This is a genomic window from Thermocrispum municipale DSM 44069, assembly GCF_000427825.1.
Taxonomy (GTDB): Bacteria; Actinomycetota; Actinomycetes; order Mycobacteriales; family Pseudonocardiaceae; genus Thermocrispum; species Thermocrispum municipale.
In genome coordinates this window covers 328,801-347,352 of the sequence record NZ_KE386593.1, presented here as the reverse complement: position 1 = coordinate 347,352, position 18,552 = coordinate 328,801, and the positions used below count along the sequence as shown (strand labels likewise).

The 18,552-nt window shown below is 67.2% G+C and carries 18 protein-coding genes; 9 read left to right on the top strand and 9 right to left on the bottom strand.

Going from position 1 to position 18,552, the window contains the following annotated elements:
- The first annotated feature begins 102 nt into the window (after positions 1-102).
- The 6 genes from YWM_RS0117060 (at position 103) to YWM_RS0117035 (ending at position 6,549) form a co-directional block, all read left to right on the top strand.
- The gene (locus YWM_RS0117060) at positions 103-1,641 is read left to right on the top strand and encodes a protein kinase family protein (RefSeq protein ID WP_028851719.1); all 1,539 of its coding nucleotides are present in this window, start codon (positions 103-105) and stop codon (positions 1,639-1,641) included.
- A 266-nt stretch (positions 1,642-1,907) separates the two neighbouring features.
- On the top strand, positions 1,908-2,564 hold the full coding sequence (sigM, locus tag YWM_RS0117055; RefSeq protein WP_028851718.1) for an RNA polymerase sigma factor SigM: 657 nt from the start codon (positions 1,908-1,910) through the stop codon (positions 2,562-2,564).
- A complete protein-coding gene (locus tag YWM_RS0117050) occupies positions 2,561-3,367 on the top strand; it encodes a hypothetical protein (protein WP_028851717.1) in 807 nt (268 codons plus the stop codon). The genes sigM and YWM_RS0117050 overlap by 4 nt, the downstream gene beginning before the upstream one ends.
- Positions 3,368-3,843: 476 nt before the next feature.
- Positions 3,844-4,833, top strand: a complete 990-nt coding sequence (gene trxB, locus YWM_RS0117045) for a thioredoxin-disulfide reductase (protein WP_028851716.1) — start codon at positions 3,844-3,846, stop codon at positions 4,831-4,833.
- 50 nt (positions 4,834-4,883) lie between these two features.
- Positions 4,884-5,213 carry a thioredoxin gene (gene trxA, locus YWM_RS0117040; protein WP_028851715.1) on the top strand — a complete coding sequence of 110 codons (330 nt, stop codon included), beginning with the start codon at positions 4,884-4,886 and terminating at the stop codon, positions 5,211-5,213.
- Positions 5,214-5,412: 199 nt separating this feature from the next.
- Complete coding sequence (locus YWM_RS0117035) at positions 5,413-6,549, top strand: N-acetylmuramoyl-L-alanine amidase (RefSeq protein WP_028851714.1); 1,137 nt, start codon at positions 5,413-5,415, stop codon at positions 6,547-6,549.
- Positions 6,550-6,750: 201 nt separating this feature from the next.
- Here the strand turns inward: YWM_RS0117035 and YWM_RS0117030 are convergent, their stop codons facing one another.
- Entirely contained in the window at positions 6,751-7,395 is a 645-nt protein-coding gene (locus tag YWM_RS0117030; protein WP_028851713.1) for a GNAT family N-acetyltransferase, read from the bottom strand.
- A 197-nt stretch (positions 7,396-7,592) separates the two neighbouring features.
- Here YWM_RS0117030 and YWM_RS0117025 point away from each other — a divergent pair, with 197 nt between their 5' ends.
- Both YWM_RS0117025 and YWM_RS0117020 read left to right on the top strand, forming a co-directional pair.
- Positions 7,593-8,912 (top strand): aminotransferase-like domain-containing protein, encoded by a 1,320-nt coding sequence (locus tag YWM_RS0117025; protein WP_043661441.1) that lies wholly within the window; start codon positions 7,593-7,595, stop codon positions 8,910-8,912.
- Between the two features lie 63 nt (positions 8,913-8,975).
- Positions 8,976-9,932, top strand: a complete 957-nt coding sequence (locus YWM_RS0117020; protein WP_028851711.1) for a D-alanine--D-alanine ligase family protein — start codon at positions 8,976-8,978, stop codon at positions 9,930-9,932.
- Positions 9,933-9,966: 34 nt separating this feature from the next.
- Here YWM_RS0117020 and YWM_RS0117015 read toward each other — a convergent pair whose 3' ends face one another.
- The 8 genes from YWM_RS0117015 to rpmH all read right to left on the bottom strand — a co-directional run bounded on the left by YWM_RS0117015 (position 9,967) and on the right by rpmH (position 16,488).
- Positions 9,967-10,944, bottom strand: a complete 978-nt coding sequence (locus YWM_RS0117015; RefSeq protein ID WP_028851710.1) for a ParB/RepB/Spo0J family partition protein — start codon at positions 10,942-10,944, stop codon at positions 9,967-9,969.
- On the bottom strand, positions 10,941-11,846 hold the full coding sequence (locus YWM_RS24230) for a ParA family protein (RefSeq protein WP_052345250.1): 906 nt from the start codon (positions 11,844-11,846) through the stop codon (positions 10,941-10,943). Before YWM_RS24230 ends, YWM_RS0117015 begins: the two co-directional genes overlap by 4 nt.
- Positions 11,847-12,336: 490 nt before the next feature.
- On the bottom strand, positions 12,337-12,996 hold the full coding sequence (gene rsmG / locus YWM_RS0117005) for a 16S rRNA (guanine(527)-N(7))-methyltransferase RsmG (RefSeq protein ID WP_028851708.1): 660 nt from the start codon (positions 12,994-12,996) through the stop codon (positions 12,337-12,339).
- A gap of 890 nt (positions 12,997-13,886) precedes the next feature.
- Positions 13,887-14,456, bottom strand: coding sequence for a Jag family protein (locus YWM_RS0117000; RefSeq protein ID WP_028851707.1), 570 nt, complete (start codon positions 14,454-14,456; stop codon positions 13,887-13,889).
- A 56-nt stretch (positions 14,457-14,512) separates the two neighbouring features.
- The gene (gene yidC / locus YWM_RS0116995) at positions 14,513-15,595 is read right to left on the bottom strand and encodes a membrane protein insertase YidC (RefSeq protein WP_028851706.1); all 1,083 of its coding nucleotides are present in this window, start codon (positions 15,593-15,595) and stop codon (positions 14,513-14,515) included.
- A gap of 5 nt (positions 15,596-15,600) precedes the next feature.
- Positions 15,601-15,966: a membrane protein insertion efficiency factor YidD gene (yidD, locus tag YWM_RS25875; RefSeq protein ID WP_084612539.1), complete on the bottom strand. Its 366-nt coding sequence runs from the start codon at positions 15,964-15,966 to the stop codon at positions 15,601-15,603.
- Positions 15,967-15,974: 8 nt separating this feature from the next.
- A complete protein-coding gene (rnpA, locus tag YWM_RS0116990) occupies positions 15,975-16,328 on the bottom strand; it encodes a ribonuclease P protein component (protein WP_028851705.1) in 354 nt (117 codons plus the stop codon).
- A gap of 16 nt (positions 16,329-16,344) precedes the next feature.
- Positions 16,345-16,488: a 50S ribosomal protein L34 gene (gene rpmH, locus YWM_RS25870; protein WP_084609144.1), complete on the bottom strand. Its 144-nt coding sequence runs from the start codon at positions 16,486-16,488 to the stop codon at positions 16,345-16,347.
- 490 nt (positions 16,489-16,978) lie between these two features.
- On the opposite strand from rpmH, the gene dnaA reads away from it, so the two are divergent.
- Positions 16,979-18,529 carry a chromosomal replication initiator protein DnaA gene (gene dnaA / locus YWM_RS0116985; protein ID WP_028851704.1) on the top strand — a complete coding sequence of 517 codons (1,551 nt, stop codon included), beginning with the start codon at positions 16,979-16,981 and terminating at the stop codon, positions 18,527-18,529.
- Positions 18,530-18,552 lie beyond the last annotated feature (23 nt).

The following is an 18,552-nucleotide window of genomic DNA, read 5'->3' as shown; positions in this document are numbered from 1 at the left end:
GTCGCGTTCTGGGTAATGTCGATGGAAAATGAATGTTGGCAGGCTTGTGGGAGGTAGGCGGCGAGGGTGAACAGGCGGACCGAGCAGGCGGAGGCAGCGCCGGTGACGAGCATTCGGACCCGGGGCGGCTCGCTGGCGCCCGGGGGTGTCGTCGGTGACGGCCGTTACCGCCTTCTTGCCCAGCTTGGCGTCGACCAGCGCTCGGGTGCCCACCTGTGGCGGGCCCGCGATGGTCAGCTCCGCCGCGACGTCGCGCTGACCCTGCTGGTCGGTGACGCGGCCGATCCGGAGGCCGCCCGCGCGGCGCGGCGCACGCTCGAGCGAGCCGCGCACGCCGCACAGTTCAACCACCCGTCGGTGGCCCGGGTGCTGGACGTGCTCAGCCTCGGCAGCGGGATCTCCGCCGGTGAGGGGCTGCTGGGCATCGTGGTGTCGGAGTGGAGCAAGGGCACCGATCTGATCGACGTGATCGCCGACGGCCCGGTGACCCCGGCGGCCGCGTGTCGCATGCTGGAGCCGCTGGTGGACGCGGTCGAGCAGGCGCACAACCACGGGCTGGTGCTGGGTATCGATCATCCGCAGCGCATCCGGGTGTCGCAGGACGGGGTGCTGCGGCTGGCGTTCCCCGGACCGTTGCCGAACGCCACGCTGCGGGACGACGTCAAGGCTCTCGGCGGGCTGCTGTATCTGTTGCTGACCGGCCGGTGGCCGTTGCCGGGCGGGCCGGGCGTGATGCAGCCCGCGCCGCAGGGGCCGAACGGCCGCATCGTGCCGCCGCGGTCGATCAGCCCGTGGGTGCCGCAGGAGTTGTCCGCGTTGGCCTCGCACACGTTGGCCGACGGTGGTGAGGGCGGCATTCGCACCAGTGCCGCGTTCCTGCGGGTGCTGCGGCAGGCGGCGGAGGCGGCCGAGCGGGAGGAGTTGATCCAGAGCGGCCAGCTTCCCCCGGACGCCAACCAGGACCCGGACGGCGCGATCTGGACCACGCAGCGTCCGACCAACGACCCGTCGCAGCGGAAGAAGGTCGCGCTCGGCGTCACGCTGCTGGTGGTGGCCACCGTGGCGATCCTCGCGTGGGTCGGGTTGTCACTGATCAGCTTCTTCGAGACCGACGAAGGCGCCACCGGGCCCGAGGTGAACGTGGCCGAGGGAGCGAAGCAACCAGGGAAGAAGAAACCGGCGAGCACGACCAACGACGCGGTCACACCTGCGCAGATCCAGGTGTACAACCCGGAGGGCACCGGGGACTCGGTCGACCGGGCGCCGAAGGCGATCGACGGTGATCCGTCGACGTTGTGGAAGACGGATGTCTACAAACAGCAGCTGCCCGCACTGAAGTCCGGTGTGGGGTTGTCGGCGTCGTTCGACAAGCCGATCGACCTGGCGAAGGTGACGGTGCACGGCGCGACCGAGGGCACGAAGGTCGAGGTCCGGGTGGCGGACAGCCCGAATCCGTTCCTCGACGATGCCCGGGTGGTGGTCAAGGAGACCGAGTTGACCGGCGACAAGGTCGAGTTGACGCTGCCGAAGCCGACGAAGGCGCAGCACGTGATCGTGTGGATCACGCAGCTCGGCGGCACGGAGGGCGAGTTCGCCACCAGCATCGGGGAGCTGAAGTTCTACCCGGCCGCGCAGCCTTAGGCCCGCGAACTCGCCTCTGACCGGCGGCTGGCTCCGCACCGCCTGGTGTTCAAGCTGGCCTCGGGGCCGAACGTGCCTTCTCGTCGTGGCCGACGCCGTCGGCCTTGAGGTCCTGCCGGCCGTGGCTGGTGCATTCGACCTTGTGTTCCCGCGCCGCCGTGGCCGGCCGATGCGTCGCACGGCCCTGGTGGAAGCCACAATTCGCGCGGCTTGCCCGGCCGGACGATGCGTACACGGAGTAGAGGCGGCCCGGTAGGCTCACCCGGGTGACCGCAGCAGCACCTACGGATGAGGACCTCATTCGCGCGCATGCGGCAGGGGATCCGCACGCGTTCAGCGAGATCGTCCGGCGCCATCGGGACCGGATGTGGGCGGTCGCCTTGCGCACGATGCGCGATCAGGAAGAAGCCGCGGACGCATTGCAGGATGCGTTCATCTCGGCTTACCGGGCGGCGGCCAAGTTCCGAGCGGAGTCGCAGGTCAGCACGTGGTTGCACCGCATCGTGGTGAACGCGTGCCTGGACCGCATCCGCAAGCGTCAGGCCCGCCCTACCGTGCCGTTGCCGGAGACGGACGAGTATCGCGAGCCTGCCGCGCCAGGTGACTCGATGGGTCAGCGCGAGACCCGGATGTTGATCGACGAAGCCCTGCGCCAGCTCCCCGACGAGCAGCGGGCGCCGATCGTGTTGGTCGACGTGGAGGGCTACTCGGTGTCGGAGACGGCTTCGATGCTCGGTATCGCCGAAGGCACGGTGAAGAGCAGGTGTGCTCGAGGTCGCGCGAAACTGGCAAAGGTTCTCGGGCATCTGCGGAACCCCGATGCAAATGCGAACGTCCCAATTTCCGATAGCAATCGCGGTGCCACGTCCGGCACTGCACGTGGCGGACGAGCAGACGCGCCACGCGATAGGGAGGGACGATGACCGAGATGGGCAAGCCAGGGGGGCCGATGGGTCCGCCGTGGTCTGTCGATCTGCTAGCCGACCTGCACGCTGGCGCCGTCGACGAAGCGCAGGCCGAGCAGCTGTGGCCACAAGTCCGCCAGGACCCGGAGGCGATGGCCGTGTTGGCCGCGCTGGACCGGACGAAGGAGGACTTGGCCGGCCTGGCGCAGGCTCCCGCGCCGCCGATGCCCGCCGAGGTTGCCGCCCGCATCGACGCGGCGTTGTCGGCCGAAGCGGCCCGTGCGGGCGGGGCTCAGCAGAGCAGTGAAGCGACCTCGCAGGAACACGTCGCGCCGGTGTTGGACCTGGCGGCGGCGCGGCGGCGACGCAACAGGGTCATGGGCTGGAGTGCCGGCTTGCTGACCGCGGCGGCAGCGGTGGCGGCGGTCGCGTTGCTCAGTCCTGGCACCACGACACCTGGCACGCCGCTGGCCGACCAGGGTGCGCAGCCTCCCGCACAGGAGGCCCCCGGCGACGCCGCGCCCCCCGGTGTGGTGGTCGATCCGGGCAATCCGGCCGCCGCGTTCGGTGATATCCAGGGCGTGCAGGATTACGGCCCGCTCGGGGACCGCGAGCGTCTCGAAGCGTGCCTGCAGGCGAACGACATCCCTGTGCAGGGGCAACCCGTGGGGGTCAAACCGGGCAAGGTCGAGGGCAACGATGCGGTCATCGTCGTGCTGACCACCGGGGAGCTCGCGCGGTACCGGATCGTGGCTGTCTCGCCCGACTGCAGCGGGGACAACCCGGGGACGGTCTATCTGGACAAGGAGTTCGGCCGCTGATCGCGGTCTGCTCCTGCCAGTCCGGGCCCTGACGCCGCGTGCGTTGCGTCCCCGTCGGTGTCTGCACCTTCGGTGCGGTTGTGCCCGATCCCTCCCCGGCCACTTCCGCTGTTCGTGCCGCCACGTCCGCGTGGTCCACACCAGGTCTTCCCGGAGTCGCCGGCTCCGCACCAGGTATCTCCGCGTGCGGCGCCGACCCGGCCACGTTTCCGGCCTGGTCTTCAGACTGCGTCGCCCAGCTGCGCGCCAGGTGTTCCCCGTGCCGTGTGCCCTGCCCTCGTGCTGCGCGGCCCCACTATGCTTTCCCACTCCGCCTTGCACCAGTGGCCGCGCCGGCCACGCGAACGGGAGGCTTTGGCGTGGGTGTGGCGCGCGCCGCCCTCGGCGCGGGAACACCGCCGCCTACGATCGTGTTGAGGTGGATAGGTAACGACAGGCCGGCTGGCGTGACGGCGAGCGGTCGAGCGGAGGTTCGTGTGGCATCGGAACAGGTTCGCAACCTGATCATCGTGGGTTCGGGGCCCGCTGGGTACACCGCCGCCTTGTACGCGGCGCGGGCGCAGCTCGAGCCCCTGGTGTTCGAGGGTTCGCAGTTCGGCGGTGCCCTGATGACCACCACCGACGTCGAGAACTACCCAGGCTTCAGCGACGGCATCATGGGTCCGGACCTGATGCAGCAGATGCGTGCGCAGGCCGAGCGGTTCGGTGCCGAGCTGCGGGCCGAGGACGTCGAGGAGCTCGAACTCACCGGCGACATCAAGTACGCGACGGTGAACGGCGAGCGTTACGCCGCCAAGGCGATCATTCTCGCGATGGGTGCTGCTCCGCGGTATCTGTACGTGCCGGGTGAGCAGGAGCTGCTCGGCCGCGGCGTCTCGTCGTGTGCCACCTGTGACGGCTTCTTCTTCCGGGACCAGGACATCGCGGTCGTCGGCGGTGGCGACTCGGCGATGGAGGAGGCGACGTTCCTCACCAAGTTCGCCCGCAGCGTGACCGTCGTGCACCGCCGTGACGAGTTCCGCGCCTCGAAGATCATGCTCGAGCGGGCGCGCGCGAACGACAAGATCAAGTGGAAGACGAACGCCCAGGTCACCGAGGTGTTGGGTGACGGCAAGGTGTCCGGGCTGAAGCTGAAGGACACGGTCACCGGCGAGGAGTCGAAGCTGGACGTGTCCGGCTTCTTCGTCGCGATCGGTCATGACCCGCGCAGCGAGCTGGTCCGCGGTCAGGTCGACCTGGACGACCAGGGCTACGTGGTGACCAAGGGTCGGAGCAGCTACACCAATCTCGATGGCGTGTTCGCGTGTGGTGACCTCGTCGACCACACGTATCGGCAGGCGATCACGGCCGCCGGGTCGGGCTGCACCGCAGCCATCGACGCCGAGCGGTGGCTGGCCGAGCACGGGGAGGCCGCGGCACAACAGGCCGCGGAACTGGTCGGTGGTGGGTACGGCTCCACTTCCTGACCGCTCCGACAAAGCCGCAACGTTTCACGTAAAACAATCAAGGAGATGAGATGGCCGGATCGACCGTCGAGGTGACCGACGCGACGTTCAAGGACAAGGTGCTGGGCAGCGACAAGCCCGTGCTGGTGGACTTCTGGGCCGACTGGTGCGGTCCGTGCAAGATGATCGCGCCCGTGCTGGAGGAGATCGCCGCAGAGCACTCCGACAAGCTGACGATCGCGAAGCTGGACACCGACGCCAACCCGTCGACGGCGCGTGACTACCAGGTCATGTCGATCCCGACGCTGATCCTGTTCAAGGATGGGCAGCCGGTGAAGCAGATCGTGGGCGCGAAGCCGAAGCCGGCACTGCTGCAGGACCTCTCCGACGTCATCGGCTGATTCACCGGGACTCGCCCATGTCACTGCGTGTTGCGAGTCCCCGAGCGGAGGACGGCAGGTCGAGCCGACTCCACCCACCCTCCGCGCCTACTGACAGTTCACAAGGCACAATGGAATCCCCGGGGCATCAACACCCGGGGATTCCTGCGCCGGGTGATGCTGGCGGTTGAGTCAAGTACGAGACAAGTGCGAGGAGTGCATGCGAGTACTCCGCCGCGGTGATCGCGGGCCGGATGTCGCTGAGGTCAGATCGCTGCTGTCGATGCAGGGTCTGCTCGCCGACGATGGCGCGGCGAACGATGTTTTCGATCATGCCGTCGAGCACGCGGTGCGCACGTTCCAGCAGCAACGTGGGCTGATCACCGACGGCGTGGTGGGCCCGGCGACGTATCGAACCCTCCGCGGCGCGAGCTATCACCTCGGCAGCAGGCCGCTGGCGTACTTGATGTCGGCCCCGGTACACGGCGACGACGTGTTCACCCTGCAGGAGCGGCTGACCGAGCTCGGCTACGACGCAGGCCGCCCGGACGGCATCTTCGGCCAGGTGACCGAGCGGGCGCTGCGGAACTTCCAGCGCGACTACGGCCTGGTGCCCGACGGCATCTGCGGCGCGGCCACGGTGCGCGCGTTGAGTCAGCTGTCTCCGCGGGCGCGGGGTGGCCGTCCCGTTCTGCTACGCGAGCAGGAGAAGGTGCGCCAATCCGGCCCACGGCTGCGGGGCAAGCGCATCGTCATCGACCCCGGCCACGGCGGCGACGACCCCGGCGTCGAGGTAGCAGGCGTCCGAGAGGCCGACATCGCGTGGGATCTGGCGCGTCGGCTCGAGGGCCGGATGAAGGCGACGGGCATGGAGGCATTGATCTCTCGCGGCCCGCACCACAGCCCGACGGAGGCCGAGCGCGCCCGCTTCGCCAACGACGCTGGGGCGGACCTGTTCCTGTCGTTGCACAGCGACAAGAACAGCTCACCGGAGGCCCAGGGAGTGGCGACGTTCCACTTCGGGACCGGCAACGGCACGACGTCCACGGTCGGCGAGCTGCTGGCGGGCTACATCCAGCGTGAACTGGTGGCCCGCACGGGGTTCAAGGATTGCCGAGCGCACCCGAAGACGTGGGAGATTCTGCGGCTGACGCGCTGCCCGGCGGTGCGCGTCGAAATCGGCTACCTGACGAACGAGAGGGATCGGCTGCGCCTGTCCGACCCTGCGTTCCGGGACATCGTCGCCGAGGGCATTCTCGTGGCCGTGAAGCGGCTGTACTTGCTCGGGGAGAACGACCAGCCCACCGGCACGTTCACCTTCGCGGACGTACTCGCGCACGAGCTCACCAAGCAGTAACGCGCGCACTTCAGCGTGCATCCCCCAACGCAGCCCCCAACGCAGCCCCCACCCTCCCTGGGGGGGCGACCCCGTCTCGAGCCTAACGCGGAAAATGGCCCTCAAACGGCCAGTCCACCAATCTGTGGATAACTCCCCAAGCTGTGGATAACTCAGGAATCGGACCGCCGTCCAAGCCGCTGAGCTGCTGTGATGCAGATCTCAAGATCGAGCAAAACCGCTGGACCCGGCCGTGGAAACCGACACCTGACCGAGCAACTGCTCCAACGCGGATTCCACATCTTCTTTCCACAGGATCCCCGCCCGCAGCTCCAATCGAAGCCGCGGCCACCGCGGATGCGGCCGCACCGTCTTGAACCCGACCCGCGTCAAGAACCCCGCCGGAACAACACAGTGATGCTCACCTTCCGCCCGCGACTCAGGCTGCGCATCACCGAACGCCTCGATGGCCCGCACCCCACGCCGCGTGAGATCCTTCGCCACCTCTTGCACCAACGCCCGGCCGATACCGCCACCGCGGAACTCTGGTTGCACGTGAAACGCGGTCAGCAGCACTGCGTCAGGACTTGCCGGCGACGTAGGAAACGCGCCGGCTCGTGGCACGACAGTCGGCGGAGCATACAGAACAAACCCGACGGGCAGCTTGTTGCTGTACAGCAACCGGCCACACGACCCCCACTCGAGCAAGACGCTGGACACCCACGCTTCCTTCTCGAGCTCGGTCTCGCCGAACTCCTCGACCTGGCCGCGGAGGTGGGGAGCGACCTCCCAGTACACGCACTTCCGACAATGCCGGGGAAGGTCTTCCAGGTTGTCGAGCGTGACGCCTACGACCTGCCGCGACACGTGACCTCCCAATACGGTGTGCGACCCCCACGCAAAGAACGGACCGACTCGGGGCAGATCGCTCGAATGGCCCAACGACATCGAGGATAGGCGCACCACGAGCAGCCTGACCACCCCGGGGTAGCCCGCGCACCGTGATGTGACATGGGACGTAACGGTCATGGCTCTGCGAAGTCGGCGTTTACACTCGACAGACCATGGCACTGCAACCGCCCGGGGCCGGCGATCCAGCCCGCCACAACCTCGACCCGCACCTGACGCGGTACGCCGCGCGCACCGAAGGCATGACCGCCTCGGAGATTCGAGCGTTGTTCGCGGTAGCCAGCCGACCCGAAGTGGTCTCGCTCGCCGGCGGCATGCCCAACCTCGCGGCGCTTCCGCTGGACTCGCTGGCCAAGCAGGTACAGGAACTGATCGCCGAGGACGGACTGGTCGCCCTGCAGTACGGCTCGGCGCACGGCGTGCCGCAACTGCGCGAGCAGATCTGCGAAGTCATGGCCCTCGAGGGCATCAAGGCTCACCCGGACGACGTCGTCGTGACGGTCGGCTCCCAGATGGGCCTGGACATGATCACGCGCCTGTTCTGCGACCCCGGTGACACGGTCATCGCCGAGGGACCGTCATACGTCGGCGCGCTCGGCTCCTTCTCCGCATACCAGGCGCGAGTCGTACACGTCGCGATGGACGACGACGGCCTCGTGCCCGAACTGCTGGAAGAAGCCCTGACGTCCGTGGCCTCGCAAGGACGACCGGCCAAGCTGCTGTACACGATCCCGAACTTCCACAACCCCGCCGGCGTGACCCTGTCGAACGAGCGCAGATCCCGGATCGTCGAGATCTGCCGCAAACACGGCGTCCTGATCGTCGAGGACAACCCGTACGGCCTGCTCGGCTTCGACGGCCAGACCTACCCGGCACTGCGGTCGCTCGACCCGGACAACGTGGTCTATCTCGGCTCGTTCTCCAAGACTTTCGCCTCGGGACTGCGCGTCGGCTGGGTCCTGGCTCCCCACGCGATCCGCGAAAAGCTGGTACTGGCCGCCGAGTCGGCCACGCTGTGCCCGCCGACACTGAACCAGCTGATCGTCAGCCGCTACCTCGCCACGCACGACTGGAAGGGCCAGATCAAGAAGTTCCGGGAAAGCTATCGCGAACGCCGTGACGCGATCCTGACGGCGCTGAAGCAGCACATGCCGCCGGGGTGCACGTGGACCATGCCGGACGGCGGCTTCTACGTGTGGGTGACCGTGCCGGAAGGGATCGACACGAAAGCCATGCTGCCGCGCGCGGTGACCGCCCGCGTCGCCTACGCCTCCGGCACCGGCTTCTACTCCGACGGCCTCGGGTCGCGGCAGATGCGCTTGTCGTACTGCTACCCGACCCCGGAACGCATCAAGGAAGGCGTGCGTAGGCTTGCCGCAGTGCTCGAGTCCGAGATGGACCTCCTCCGGACCTTCGGCACAGTGCAGCGGCGGCCCGTGTCCGGACCCCAAACACCCGGACCGGACACCGCCTGACCTGCTGCTTCACCGATCTTTGGTCCACTGTGGACATTTTGCGACGAGAGGGGAGTTGGCCTGATGGCTGACCGTACTGTGGCCGTGCTCGCCGGGGGTCTCTCGCACGAGCGAGACGTCTCGCTCAGGTCGGGCAGGCGACTGTCGGCCGCGCTGAAGGCCGAAGGCATCCACGTCGAGGAGTGGGACACCGACGCGGAACTCATCTCTCGTCTGCGTGAACAACGCCCGGACGCTGTCGTCGTCGCCCTGCACGGCGGAGAAGGGGAGAACGGGTCAGTACAAGCCGTTCTGGAACTGCTCGATGTGCCTTACGTAGGAACCACAGCACAAGCCTGCCGACGTGCCTGGGACAAGCCGATCGCCAAAGCAGAGCTGCGCCAGGCCGGCTATCACACACCGGACTGGGTCGTGCTGCCGCACAGCACCTTCCGCGAACTCGGGGCGCAAGCCGTACTCGACGCCATCGTGGACCGGCTCGGCCTGCCCTTGATCATCAAACCGGACCAGGGAGGTTCCGCCCTCGGCGCCCAGGTGGTCCGCGACGCCTCCGAGCTTCCCGCCGCGATGGTCGGGTGCTTCGCCTACGGCGAGACCGTGCTGGCGGAACGCTACATCGAAGGCACCGAAGTGGCGGTCACCGTCGTGGAGCACGAGGGAAAGCCTGAGGCCCTACCCGCAGTGGAGATCGTTCCGGAGCACAGCATCTACGACTACACCGCCCGCTACACGGCAGGCCTGACCGACTTCTTCACGCCCGCGCGGCTCAGCCCGGAGACGGCCGCGGCCGTCGGCGAACTCGCCGTAGCGGCCCACCAACGGCTCGGGCTCCGAGACGTCTCGCGTACTGATGCCGTCGTGCAAGAGGACGGCACGGTGCAGTTCCTCGAAGTGAACCTCTCGCCCGGCCTCACCGAGACGTCCACCGTTCCCATGGCAGTGGAGGCGGCCGGAAGCTCGCTCGGTCAGATCTACGCAGAACTGATCGAGCGAGCCGTCAAGCGCCGGAACGAGGTATGATTTTCGACCGTCACGTGACGAAATGACACGCGTGTCATTCGTCCTTGAGATTCATCAGTCCGACGATGCGTTCGAGGTCGTCGATCGACCCGAACTCGACGACGATGCGGCCCTTGCGCTTGCCGAGATCCACTTTCACGCGCGTGTCGAACTTGTCCGACATGCGTTCAGCGAGCTCCTGCAACCCCGGCGCATGCAGTGGCTTGCGCGGCTTGGCCTTCGGCTTCGCCGGCTTCTCGCTGCGGGCCAACGTCACCGCTTCCTCGGTCGCCCGCACCGAGAGACCCTCGGCCACGATGCGCGCCGCCAAGTCCTCCTGCTTCGCCGGGTCATCCAGCGCCAGTAGGGCACGGGCGTGGCCCGCGGAAAGCACACCGGCCGCGACCCGGCGCTGCACAGGCAAGGGAAGGCGCAGGAGCCGGATGGTGTTGGTGATGACCGGACGGCTGCGACCGAGCCGATTGGCGAGCTCGTCGTGCGTGACGTTGAATTCTTCGAGCAGCTGCTGGTAGGCGGCAGCTTCCTCGAGGGGATTCAGCTGCACCCGGTGAATGTTCTCCAGCAACGCATCCCGCAGCATCGCGTCGTCGGACGTCTGCCGCACGATCGCCGGGATCTTCTCCAGGCCCGCACGCTGTGCGGCCCGCAGCCGGCGTTCGCCCATGACGAGCTCGAACTTGTCGTCGGGAAGCTGGCGCACCACGATCGGCTGCATCAAGCCGAACTCGCGAATGGAATGCTCCAGCTCCGCCAGCGCTGTTTCGTCGAACACCTGCCGCGGCTGGCGCGGGTTCGGGGTCACCGACTCGACCGGTACCTCGCGGTAGACCGCGCCGGCGACCTCACCGCCCGCTACACCGGCCTTGGCTTGCACCGCACCGTTGGCACTGAACCAGTCCGCGTCCCGCTTGATCTTGGCCGCGGCGGCTCCGTCTTTCGCCGAGTCTGTCGGGCCGGTGGGAATGAGGGCCGCTAGGCCGCGTCCCAGACCACCCTTGCGTTCCGCGCTCATCGACTCTCCTTCGCACCCCGCTCGGCCAGTTCACGAGCCGCATCGAGGTAACTCATCGAGCCACGCGAGCCCGGGTCATACGTCAGCACCGTCTGACCGAAGCCAGGCGCTTCGGACACTTTGACACTGCGCGGGATGATCGTACGCAAAACCACCTCACCAAAGTGCTGCCGCACCTCCTCGGCCACCTGGTCGGCCAGTTTGGTTCGGCCGTCGTACATCGTCAGCAAGATCGTGGTCAGCGACAGGGTCGGGTTGAGGTGTGCCTGGACGAGCTCGATGTTGCTCAGCAGCTGCCCGAGCCCTTCGAGGGCGTAGTACTCGCACTGGATCGGGATCAACACCTCGTGCGCGCCCACGAGAGCGTTGACCGTGAGCAGACCCAGCGAAGGGGGGCAGTCGATGAAGACGTAGTCGACGCCCAGTTCGTTCAGCACCTCGTCGGTCAGGGCTTCCTTGAGCCGAGACTCGCGCGCCACCATGCTGACAAGCTCGATTTCCGCACCGGCCAGGTCGATGGTCGCCGGCACACAGAGCAGATTGGGGGACTGGTCGGAGGTCTTCGTGGCGTCGAGGATGGACATCTCACCGATCAAGACCTCGTAGACGGACGGAGTTCCGGACCGGTGCTCGACACCGAGCGCGGTGCTCGCATTGCCCTGCGGGTCCAGATCGATGACCAGAACCTTCAACCCGTGCAGGGCGAGCGCAGCGGCGAGGTTGACCGTGCTGGTGGTCTTCCCGACGCCACCTTTCTGGTTGGCAACCGTCATGATGCGACGGCGGCTCGGCCGAGGGAGCGCTTCTTGAGGGTGCAGCACGCGCGCTGCGGTGAACGCTTCCTCGGCGATTGGAGTCCACGCGGGGGAGTCTCCGCTGTGGTCGGCGAATGTGCCATTCACCGGGCGCAGCACCTCCCCGGCACCAATAGCTCCCGCGCTCGCTGTATTGGTTTGGCTCTCCGACTGGACCGGGACCGCGGCCGCACTGCGTACGTGCACGGTTTCACGTGGAACATCCCTCACTTCGTCACGGGTAGGCACACCATCGCTCCCTCGACCCAGCTCCTCGTCCATCGCAATCAATAGTCGCATGGGAGGTGGCCGATTTTTGAGCGGCGCTCCGGTCTGACCCTCGTGTGCACGAGAATCCCCAGGGAACGGTGGGAATTACGACACTAACGGCGCCGCTCGCGTCACCACTCGTCACCCCCGGATATGAGTTGTCGCCGGACGGGCCACGACTTGCAGGAGGCCCAATCGGCTTCGATTGGTCTCGAGCAACGCTTAGGCCGCAAATGGATTCGGCCCTCGACGGCCCGGTTACCACCGGTTCGGTCCTCGAGCAACCATCGCCCAGCGCTCACCACGACACGGGAGTGCCTGGCGACTTCTAGCGGCGGCGCCGACGACTCCGCGTCCGCTTCGGCTTGGGCCCCGCTTCGATCACTACAACCGTGGTTGGCGTCTCGACGACGTCAACCCCGCACTGCACCACGTCGATGCTCTCTCCACCGACTTTCCTGACCGTGGAGGCATCGCGCTGAACCTCTTCAGCTGCGCTGGCCCCCTTCAATGCCAACAACAGTCCGCCGGCCCGCACCAGAGGCAGGCACCACTCGGCAAGCCGAGCGAGCGGGGCAACGGCTCGGGCAGTCACGATGTCCGCCTCGCCGAGCCGGGTCCGGATCGCCTTCTCCTCGGCACGCCCGCGCACAACGACGACATTCGTCAGGCCGAGCTCGTCAACTACCTCCGTCAGCCACTGGATGCGCCGAGCCATGGGCTCCAGGAGGGTCACCTCGATGTCGGGTCGCGCCAATGCGAGCGGCACACCGGGAAAGCCACCGCCCGAACCAACGTCGACGACTATCGCCTCGGCCGGAATCAGCTCGGCAAGGACTGCGGAGTTGAGCACGTGTCGGCCCCACAGGCGGTCGATCTCGCGCGGGCCGATCACACCCCGCTCGACGCCGCGCTCCGCGAGCAGATCAACGAACCGAGCAGCCGACTCGGTGTTCTCGCCGAAGAGTTGCTGCGCCTCGGGTGGCACGACACCGGGCTCAGTAGCTCCATCCGTCACGAACGACTCCTCGCATCACGCATCCGTCCTTTCGCCCGCACCACCCCTCGGTTTCACGTGAAACCCCGCCGAGGGTCGGCCCCGCCTGGGCGGTGGCCAAGGACGCCGACGGCGATCCGCGCGTCCACGCTCGTTTCACGTGAAACCTGGAAAGGCACAAGCTCAGTCACCACTGTTTCATGCAGCGCCGGACATGCTGCCGGAGCCTTGGCAATCGGCGCACGAGGTCTTCTCGGCACGAACGAACTGACGTTGATGAGGCCGGCAACCCCGCGGCGAGGGGGCACCCACTACCGGAACACACCGGAGTGCAGGCGGGTCAGGACATCCGTCGACGCCAGGATCCGACAACCGGCCACCGGCGGCCGGCGACGCACCACGCCAACCGCGCCGACGCCAGCGGTCGCCACAACGAGACCGCGTGGCGCACCAGAGTCTGAGTCCGCGGCAGTTCGCCGATCCGTCGTTGTCGCGGCCCCTCCGGCGCGCTCGCGTCCCGTGGGTCGACGACCTACCAGCTCTCGGCCCCGCGGCTCCCTCCTCACAACGCGGTGCAATGAGATGTCGGATCGGCTACGGCGAATTCACCTTCCATGCCAACACCGAGCTTGTTCTCTCGAGACCGGCTATCGCTGAGCCTTGGACCGAGTGGGCCCGAAGCGGCCAGGTGTCGCTCTGATCGAACGGCCCGGCCAAGGTTCGCACTCTCGCGGTGCTTGCGCGCGTCCTGTACGTGGGCTGCCCAACCCATCGGATTCGCCGAGCGACCCGCGTGTCGTTTCACGTGAAACGACACCGACAAACAAGAAGGGTGCGACCGCGCCTATCGCGATCGCACCCTTCCGATGCCTCGGTGTTGTTCACTCCTCGGGGATCACCACGACCCGGCGACGTGGCTCCTCGCCCTCGCTCTCGCTCGTCACACCTTCGATGGCCGCGACCGCGTCGTGCACCACCTTGCGCTCGAACGGCGTCATCGGTTGCAGCCGCACCGGCTTGCCGGACTTGGCCACGCGCTCCGCCGCCGACGTCCCCAGCTCTCGCAATTCGCGGCGCCGGTTCGCGCGCCATCCCGCGATGTCCAGCATCAGCCGGCTGCGCACCCCGGTCTCCTGCTGGACCGCCAAGCGGGTCAGTTCCTGCAACGCCTCGAGCACCTGACCGCGGGAGCCCACCAGCTTCCCGAGATCCTTTCCGCCGTCGATGCTGACGACCGCCCGGCCGGCTTCCACGTCCAAGTCGATGTCGCCGTCGTAGTCCAACAGATCGAGGAGCCGCTCCAGGTAGTCACCCGCGATGTCGCCCTCGCGCACCAACGGGTCCTCGGCGTCGATCTCGTACTCCTCGTCCACCGCTTCCGTCGTGTCGTACCCGGTGTCGGCCGGTGACGCCTCTTGCGAACCCACGGGGTGCTGCGCCGTCTCAGACATGTGAGTCTCCTTCTGTTGCCTGCGCGCTCAACGCGCGCCGATGCCTGGGGTGCGGATCAACGCTTCTTGCGACCGGACTTCTTCTTGCCCGGCGCGGCCGCGCCACCAGAGGCGGCAGGCGTCTTGTTCGGCGTTGCCTTGCCGTTCGCGGATCCGCCTTGCCCACTCGACTTGGGTTTCTGCGCGGGCTTCTGTCCCGGCTTCGGAGTCTTGTTCGCCGGGCTCTGCGTGCCACTGGTCTGACCGCTCTTGCGGTTCGCCTGGCCCGCAGGCTTCTTCTTCGACTGGGCAGGCCGCTGACCCGGCTTCGGCGCGAGCGCGCTGCGCTTCTCCACCGCCGCCTTCTTCTTCTCTTCTTCCTCACGGTCGATGCGGCGGTACACCACGCGCTGCTGCATCAGCGTCCACGCGTTGTTCGACAGGAAGTAGATGAGCAAGCCGATCGGAATGAACGCACCGAAGGCCAGCAGGCCGATCGGGAACACGTACAACGACAGCTTGTTCATGATCGCCGTCTGCTGCGTGGAGTTGGCCGGGTTCTGCCGGGCGACCGAGTGCCGCGCCGTCAAGTGCGTCAACGCACTCGCCAGGATCATCAACGGGATCGCGACCGGGACGGCCGGCGAGTGGAACCCGTCGCCACTGACCCCCATCACGCCGGTGTTGTAGATCGCCTGGCCAAGGTTCGAACCGAACAGGTTCGCATCCATGTACTGCTGCGTGGCCTCGGGACCGAACGTGTAGTTGCCCCAGCCCTTCTCCGCGTGCACCGCGAACGCACGCAGCACGTGGTTCAGACCGATGAAGACCGGCACCTGCAGCAGGATCGGCAGGCAGCCGCCGAGCGGGTTGACGCCGTGTTCGCGCTGCAGCTTCTGCATCGCCATGGCCTGACGCTGGCGATCGTTGGCGTAGCGCTTCTGGATCTTCTTGATCTCCGGCGCGAACTCCTGCATCTTCTTCATCGACCGCACCTGGCTGACGAAGGGCTTGTACAGGATGGCCCGCACGGTGAACGTCAGGAAGACGATGCCCAGCACCCAGGAGATTGCCTGGGCCTCGCCGAAGATCATCCCGAACACCTTGTGCCAGATGAACAGGATGAAGGTGACCGGGTAATAAAGGAGATAGTCGAACACTGCGGTTACTCCTGGGTCGTACGGTCGCGGCGGAGTGGTCGGCCAGGCTCGGCTGACTCTCCAGGCCTATCACTGTCAGGTCGAGGTGCCCGCCACCGGAACCGCTCCGGGACTTCGTCGATCCCGCCCGGATGCCATGGGCCGCAGCGAAGCAGCCTGCGCACCGTCAGGTACAAGCCGCCGAACGCGCCATGACGCGTGATGGCCTCCACCGCATAGGTGCTGCATGTTGGGTAGAAGCGGCAGCTCGGCGGCAGAAGCGGACCGATTGTCTTGCGGTACAGGTGGATCGGTAACAACAGGACGAACGCCAGCGGACCCGGACGTGGCAATGGCGAACGCTCAGTGGTCGCCACATCCGATTCCTGCATCGTCGCCGTCATCTCCGCTCGCCCTGAACCAGGCGAAGCTTGCGCAAAGCGGCGTCGAAATCCGACGCCAGTTCGGCACTCGTGGCCGAGGAAGCTGGGGGCAGTGCTCGCACGACCAACGCGCAACCGGGCGGCAACGTTCCCAGGCGCGCCGCGACGATATGCCGCAAGCGGCGGACCACCCGGTGTCGCACCACCGAGTTGCCCACCGCTTTGCTGACCACGAAACCCGCCCTGGGCTGCTCGTCCGGCAGGTCCGTCACGGCGTGCACCACAAGCCGTCGCCGTCCGGCCTTGCTGCCGCGGCGCAGGATCATCCGAAAGTCCGCGCTGCGCCGGACCCGCGCTGACCGGGGTAGCACGGCATGCCGGCGGCCGTCAGGCCGTCAGCCGCTCGCGACCCTTGCGGCGACGGGCGGAAATAATGGCCCGACCCGCGCGCGTGCGCATCCGCAGGCGGAACCCGTGCTTACGTGCGCGCCGACGGTTGTTCGGCTGGAAGGTGCGCTTACCCTTGGCCACGACAGTCTCTCCCGCATCGTCGTCAGTCTGTGTTGTCTCCAACCGGCGACGCGAACCGCTTCTGTGGCGGTAAACCGGGCACGCGAACACCGCCCGATGCCGACGGGAGACGTTACGAGGGTACGGCAGTGCCTTGTCGGTGCAGCCAACCGCCCCCACTTAACCGCTCCAGGTGCAACGTTCCGAAGTCAAATCGCGACACGCCGAATAGGATGAAATCCTTGCCCCTATGGGAGCCTTGTGGCATCGGCTCGACCTTGTTAGCGTGCCCCTCCTAGCGCTCGAAACGGGGGACCGCCCGGGGCAGCGTTTCGCGGGACACGCTGAGGTCGGGGCGGCGGCACGGCCTGCTGCGGGCCGTCGTACGTTAGTGCACAGATGTGGATAACCGTGTGGATACCCGCCCATCGGGTGGAAGCACGGCGGAGAGCGTAGCCGACCGCAGCGTGGTCACGCGATGCGGCCGTGGCGGGGGATGGGAGCGGAACAGGTGTCGGAGCACCAGGTCAACCTGGGCGTCGTCTGGGAGCAGGTCGTTCGGGAGCTGTCCGCCGGGACGCTGTCCCCACAGCAGCGCGCGTGGATGCGGGTGACCCGGCCGATCGGTCTCCTCGATGGGACCGCGTTGCTCGCCGCACCGAGCGAATTCGCCAAGGAAGCCATCGAGCGCGCCTTGCGCGAACCGATCACCGACGCACTGTCGCGCAGGCTGGGCAGGCCGGTCTCTCTTGCGGTGAAGGTCGACACGGTGGAAGCCGGGGAGGGGCTTCCCGCCATGTCCACGGTGTCCGAGGCGCAGGCGCCCGGGAACGGTGCGCGCGCCTACCGTGACCCGGCGGCCGATGCGGTCGGTGCCGTGCCTGCCGAGTCGGACGCCGACGGCGACGGAGCCGAGGTCGACGAAGAAGGCGAGGCACTCGCCGCGGTGCACGAGATGTGGCCGACGTTCTCCGGTCGCCCGGTGGCCGGTCAGCCCTACACCGCTCCGGCGCAGCCACAGACCTCCAAGACTCGGCTGAACGAGAAGTACACGTTCGACACCTTCGTCATCGGCGCGTCGAACCGGTTCGCGCACGCGGCGGCGGTGGCGGTGGCCGAAGCGCCGTCGCGGGCCTACAACCCGTTGTTCGTGTGGGGTGAGTCCGGTCTCGGCAAGACGCACCTGCTGCACGCGGTCGGGCACTACGCACAGCGACTGTTCCCGGGAATGCGGGTGCGGTACGTGTCGACCGAGGAATTCACCAACGACTTCATCAACTCGCTGCGGGACGACCGCAAGGTCGCGTTCCAACGCCGCTACCGCGACATCGACATCCTGCTGGTCGACGACATTCAATTCCTGGAGGGCAAGGAAGGTACCCAGGAGGAGTTCTTCCACACCTTCAACACGCTGCACAACGCGAACAAGCAGATCGTGGTCTCCTCCGACCGGCCGCCGAAGCGGTTGGAGACCCTGGAGGACCGGCTGCGCACCCGGTTCGAGTGGGGTCTGATCACCGACATTCAGCCGCCGGAGCTGGAGACCCGGATCGCCATCCTGCGCAAGAAGGCCGCACAGGATCGGTTGGACGTGCCCGGCGAGGTGCTGGAGTTCATCGCCGCCCGCATCGAAGCCAATATTCGTGAGCTCGAGGGTGCGCTGATCAGGGTGACCGCGTTCGCGTCGCTGAACCAGCAGCCGGTCGACGTCGGCCTGGCGGAGATCGTGCTGCGCGATCTGATCCCGGATTCGCAAGCGCCGGAGATCACCGCGTCGACGATCATGGGCGTCACCGCGGAGTACTTCGACGTCAGCATCGACGACCTGTGCGGCCCGGGCAAGACCAAGGCACTGGCCACCGCCCGGCAGATCTCCATGTACCTGTGCCGCGAGCTGACCGACATGTCGCTGCCGCGGATCGGTCAGGCTTTCGGCGGCCGCGACCACACCACGGTCATGTACGCGGACAAGAAGATCCGTAAGGAGATGGCCGAGCGGCGCCGGATCTACGACCAGGTCCAGGAACTCACCAGTCGCATCAAGCAACGCGCGCGCCAGTAGACGTCGAGTTCGCGTCGCAGACA

Excerpts from the sequence above, each read along its gene's own strand:
- yidD (WP_084612539.1), bottom strand. The coding sequence starts at position 15,966 with ATGCAGGAATCGGATGTGGCGACCACTGAGCGTTCGCCATTGCCACGT.
- YWM_RS0117000 (WP_028851707.1), bottom strand. The coding sequence starts at position 14,456 with ATGTCTGAGACGGCGCAGCACCCCGTGGGTTCGCAAGAGGCGTCACCG.
- YWM_RS0117025 (WP_043661441.1), top strand. The coding sequence starts at position 7,593 with ATGGCACTGCAACCGCCCGGGGCCGGCGATCCAGCCCGCCACAACCTC.
- YWM_RS0117050 (WP_028851717.1), top strand. The coding sequence starts at position 2,561 with ATGACCGAGATGGGCAAGCCAGGGGGGCCGATGGGTCCGCCGTGGTCT.
- trxA (WP_028851715.1), top strand. The coding sequence starts at position 4,884 with ATGGCCGGATCGACCGTCGAGGTGACCGACGCGACGTTCAAGGACAAG.
- YWM_RS0117020 (WP_028851711.1), top strand. The coding sequence starts at position 8,976 with ATGGCTGACCGTACTGTGGCCGTGCTCGCCGGGGGTCTCTCGCACGAG.
- YWM_RS0117015 (WP_028851710.1), bottom strand. The coding sequence starts at position 10,944 with ATGAGCGCGGAACGCAAGGGTGGTCTGGGACGCGGCCTAGCGGCCCTC.
- YWM_RS0117035 (WP_028851714.1), top strand. The coding sequence starts at position 5,413 with ATGCGAGTACTCCGCCGCGGTGATCGCGGGCCGGATGTCGCTGAGGTC.